The organism is Caballeronia sp. (assembly GCF_049581465.1).
Lineage (GTDB): Bacteria > Pseudomonadota > Gammaproteobacteria > Burkholderiales > Burkholderiaceae > Caballeronia.
Genome location: NZ_JBAUSA010000810.1, coordinates 1 through 4,715, shown reverse-complemented (window position 1 = coordinate 4,715; position 4,715 = coordinate 1). Strand labels below are relative to the sequence as shown.

At 57.6% G+C, this 4,715-nt stretch carries 4 protein-coding genes and 2 pseudogenes; 4 read left to right on the top strand and 2 right to left on the bottom strand.

The annotated features are described in order from the left end of the window. Positions 1-664, bottom strand: a 664-nt coding sequence (locus WCA53_RS19920) for an MFS transporter (RefSeq protein ID WP_423914601.1), incomplete at its 3' end; no start/stop codon positions are given. Between the two features lie 468 nt (positions 665-1,132). Between WCA53_RS19920 and WCA53_RS19915 the strand changes: the two genes are divergently transcribed. The 4 genes and pseudogenes from WCA53_RS19915 to WCA53_RS19900 all read left to right on the top strand — a co-directional run bounded on the left by WCA53_RS19915 (position 1,133) and on the right by WCA53_RS19900 (position 4,064). Beyond that, positions 1,133-1,825 (top strand): Crp/Fnr family transcriptional regulator, encoded by a 693-nt coding sequence (locus WCA53_RS19915; RefSeq protein WP_423914596.1) that lies wholly within the window; start codon positions 1,133-1,135, stop codon positions 1,823-1,825. A 76-nt stretch (positions 1,826-1,901) separates the two neighbouring features. Next, positions 1,902-2,435, top strand: a pseudogene (locus WCA53_RS19910) (MGH1-like glycoside hydrolase domain-containing protein); the annotation flags it as partial. Between the two features lie 83 nt (positions 2,436-2,518). After that, positions 2,519-3,069: pseudogene (locus tag WCA53_RS19905) on the top strand (carboxymuconolactone decarboxylase family protein). 146 nt (positions 3,070-3,215) lie between these two features. Continuing rightward, positions 3,216-4,064, top strand: a complete 849-nt coding sequence (locus WCA53_RS19900) for a helix-turn-helix domain-containing protein (protein ID WP_423914593.1) — start codon at positions 3,216-3,218, stop codon at positions 4,062-4,064. 321 nt (positions 4,065-4,385) lie between these two features. Here WCA53_RS19900 and WCA53_RS19895 read toward each other — a convergent pair. After that, positions 4,386-4,715 (bottom strand): DUF2182 domain-containing protein (locus WCA53_RS19895; protein WP_423914590.1); only part of this gene is annotated, 330 nt, incomplete at its 5' end.

Below are 4,715 nucleotides of genomic sequence, written 5' to 3'. Positions count from 1 at the left end.
AGCCCATCAGGCCGTGAAAACCGTTCAGGTTGTGCAAGATCCACCCCGAGGAGGGTCCGGAAATCATGCCTGACACGACGGTCGCTGTCATGAAGAGGCTTACCACGCGCGCCCGTCGCTCGGGCGGGAACCAGAGCGTCAGGTACAGAATGATGCCGGGGAAAAGTCCCGCCTCGAATACACCCAACAGGAAGCGGGCAATGTAGAACTGGTTTGGCGTACGAACAAATAGGGTGGACGCCGAAGCCAGTCCCCAAAGAAGCATGATCCGCAACAGGGTCTTGCGTGCGCCAATCTTTTGAAGCAGCATATTGCTCGGAATTTCGAAAAGTACATACCCGGCAAAGAACATGCTGGCACCGAGTCCGTACACGATATCGCTGAAGCCGAGCTCCGTACGCATTTGCAGTTGCGCGTAGCTAATGTTGATGCGGTCGAGATAGTTCAGGACGTAGCACGCGAATAGAAGTGGCAATAGTCGCCACGCGACCTTACGGTAGACAGCTTCGCGGAACGCGTCGGGAATGGCGGCACGCGGGGAAGAGTCGACACGTTGATGATTCACGGCCCTCTCCCCGTTTGCATTGGAGATGTTGTCGGTATCAAGGTACAGGTCTACATCGGCTAAGCCGTTCTGGGAAATACCACACGTTCTTGAATCCATAGTCTGTCTCCGGCGTTATGCGTATTGATGGCGGTGTTCAAATTCCTCGTTATCGCGCTGCGGCGACGGAATCAGGCGACGGGAATCTCTCGCAGGCGTCGGGACAAGGCCGTCGATAATGGTTCTAACAGCGACCACTACCGGCATGCCGTTCTCAATGTTCGGATCGGACCGGCCACGCGCCGAGCCATTGCCCGACAGCGCGTTACGTCGTCTCGAACCGATACATCGAGAGGAACGCGTCAGCAGCTCTGACGTATCGCAGGCGTAGTGTAGGAAGAGGCCCGTTGGCCAACTGCCAGAGAACTTGCAATCTAATGGTTTATCCTAGGGCGTTGTCCACCTGGTGTTCCGTACCTAGTTTTCCGTATTGACCTGATCGTACGAAGGCATCTATCGTGAGACTGCAAGATTCCTTGCAATTGGCAGATTTTTTTCCGCTCCCTGTCTTCCCACTTCGTCTTCAATATGGCTTCCGCCGCCGGACTCCTCGAACAGATGTCCGTCAATCCGTGGTTTGCTTCGCTGCCATTGTCAGAGCAGCAGACCATGCTTTCGGAGAGTGAACTCGTTCGCCTTTCACCGGGTGAACGTCTCTTTCGACGGGGCGACGCGCCGACTGCCTTTTGCGGATTGGTGAATGGCAGATTGAAAGCGTCGACGTTGCGAGAGGACGGCAAGGAAGCAATCCTTGTGCTCCTGGAGCCCGGAAACTGGTTTGGGCAAGCGTCACTTCTCAACGGGCTACGCCGCTCCCACGACATTACGGCGTTGGAGCCAGCGGAGGTGCTGACGATCAAGGCAGCGGTTTTCGAAATCCTGATGCAACGCTACACGTTCGTGAGGGCGATCGCCGTCCTGGAGTCGATACACACTAACCTGCTGTATCAGATGATCGAGGACGCTACCCTGCATTCGACGCGCGCACGCGTGGCGCGCCGGCTCCTGCGCCTCGCCTATGGAGATCTGACGATGGCGGTGGATAGCCGGGCCGATATCGCGGTCTCTCAAGACGTTCTAGCGATGATGCTCGGCATTACGCGCCAAACCCTCGCCCTGGAGTTGAAGGAGATGGCCGCGCGCGGCGCGGTGGCGCTACGCTACGGACGCATCGAAATCGTGTCGACGAAAATTCTCAAAACGTTCGAAGCATACGAGTGAGCCGGCGCACGTCCGCCATCACAGCGGCGGCTCACCAGCGGCTGTCAGTTCGTGAGCCTCACCTGACGAGAAAATCATGGTCAAGAACACGAGCGCCGAACGTGCCAGGACGACGGAGGAACGGCGTCTTGACGAAGCGCGAGAGCAGGCGGTGCCGTGGAAGCAATGGGGACCCTATCTCAGCGAACGCCAGTGGGGCACTGTCCGCGAGGACTATAGCGAGAACGGAGACGCATGGAACTACTTCACCCACGATCAAGCGCGGTCGCGAGCCTATCACTGGGGTGAGGACGGGCTTGCCGGTTTCAGCGACGACAAGCAGCGATTGTGTTTCGCTCTAGCCTTGTGGAGCGGCAAAGACCCGATACTGAAAGAGCGTCTCTTTGGTCTGACCAATGCAGAGGGAAATCATGGTGAAGACGTCAAGGAATACTACTTTTATCTCGACAGCACGCCGACCCACTCATTAATGAAGTATTTGTACAAATATCCGCAGAACGCCTACTCGTACAACGACCTCATCGAAACGAACAGGCGGCGCGGTAGAAATGATTTGGAATACGAATTGATTGACACTGGCATATTCAGCGAAAACCGATATTTCGACGTAATTGGCACATAGGGCGTCCATCAATATCGTCTGGTTGTCGTGCGATCAACACTGACGTGCGCGATTAACTTCTGAGGACAACCATGTCTACGTATCCCATTCACACCCCTGACTCGGCGCCGGAACAATCCAGGCCCGTGCCTCAACAACTGCAGCAGGCGTTCGGCATGATCCCCAACGTCGCGGCAACGATGGCCGAGTCGCCCGTGCTGATCAACGGGTTTATCGGTGTGTTTCAACACGTCCACTCCGGTAGCTTCACGGACGCGCAAATCCAGACGTTGCTCCTGACGAACGCCGTGACCAATGCCTGTCCCCGGGGCGGTTGCGTTTCACACCGCGCTCGCCCTTAAGGAAGACCTCGATCCGGCGGATGTCCAGGCTATCCGCGAGGGGCGTGCGCCAAAGGATGGCAAGCACGCAGCCCTCTCGAAGCTAGCCAGGACGTTGATCGAAAAAGCGCGGTCGTCTTGATGATCACGATGTCGCCATGTTCACGGAGGCAGGATTCGGTCAGGACAAAGTGCTTGAAGTCATCCTGGTAGTCGCTGCGTCGACCATCACAAACTACACTGGCGGCGTCACCAATCCTCCGCTGGAGCCGATGTTCCGCGAGTATGCCTGGGAAGCCTGAATGCATGCAGTAAGGTCTCTCCGGGCCTCCTTCACCTTCCGATGAGCCTCTCTCGGTTGCCGCCTATCGGTCACAGCGCGGCGGCTTCGCTTACCCGTGGCCGCCGATCGAGTAGATTATGGGTAATTTATTCGAGGCTGAACCGTATGAATTCAACAGGCACCCCAGCAAACGCGCCCGGAACTGAACTCGGCGCGTTGTTGCGCCATTGGCGCGCCGTGCGCGATAAAAGTCAGCTGGATTTGTCCCTCGACTCGGGTGTGTCTCAACGGCACATCAGCTTTGTCGAAGGTGGGCGGAGCGCGCCGAGCCGGCAGATGCTCATGAATATCGCTCAAGCGCTGGACGTCCCGCTACGTGAGCGCAACACGTTGCTACTGGCCGCAGGTTATGCACCGATGTATCCCGAAGATACGTGGAACGCACCGGAAATGCAGAGTGTGATGAGTGCGATAGGGCGCATGTTGCGCCAGCACGAACCTTACCCCGCAGTCGTCATGGATCGCTACTGGAATGTGCTGATGGCCAATGATTTTGCGCCGCGCTTCTTTAACTGCTTTATCGATATGTCTGCGCGTAAAGAGCCACGCAACCTCTTACATCTAATGTTCGATCCGGAGGGCATGCGGCCGTTCATCAAGAATTGGGAGGACGTCGCGAAGAGCCTGATCCAGCGCGTTTATAAGGAATCGGTCGGGCGCGTGATCGACGACAAGACTCAGGAACTCCTGTCTGCGCTATTGGCTTATCCCGGTACAAAGGCCGACTGGAAATCGCCCATCGTCCTGAGCGCCGTTCCCGTCAACCCTGCGATGCCCGTGATACCGCTCAGTTTCTTGAAGGATGATAAAACCCTGAACTACTTTTCAATGGTGACCACCATCGGGACGCCACAAACGGTCGCTGCGCAAGAACTGCGCATCGAAAGCATGTTTCCAGCGGATGACGCGACTGAAAAGTACCACGCGCAATTGCTCGGTCACTTCGCGGCGTAGCGTCCATAGGACAACATCTGCGTCCCTCGTTTCTTCCCAGGACCCTGTAGCACTGCACCAGCAGTCCGCCAGCGATGCCGACCAGGCTGCTCCCGATACTCCAGTCTGATCGATACATCACCTCCGCGAGATAAATCGCAGAGCGAACGATAACGGGGTGATACAAAAGCCGTTGAATAAAGGCTCGCATTGTGTTGCTCCAAATTGACGGACGGCTATCTGGGTGGACCGGGCGTGTGACTAGCTCGATTCGATAGGGGTCATGGTACCCATCCCATGCAGCGATTCAATTACGCGCGAGGTAAGGTGCGCAGCTCTGCGTCATGCGAGCCCGGATGTTCGCGCGATGAGGAGCAAGCCCACCCCGACGGCAACGGCTCCGATGCCCCGCGCGAAGCGCTCACCCGCCGGTGCGAGACGTTCGACGGTGATGGCTGCCGTCACGACAGCCATCACGCGCAGGTCCATGACCCCAACCACGAGGAGGATGGCAGTCGAGCCGGCACAGCAGGTGCTGCAATGGAGGCCGAGGCGCAGGCCGTGTCGCCAGGCCGAGCGCGCGTTCGGCGCTAACGTTCGGCCGCGCCCCGGTGCTTCCCGGCAGCAGGCGAGGTGATGTTGCTTCCACGGGCTGAACTGAATCGCGCCGGC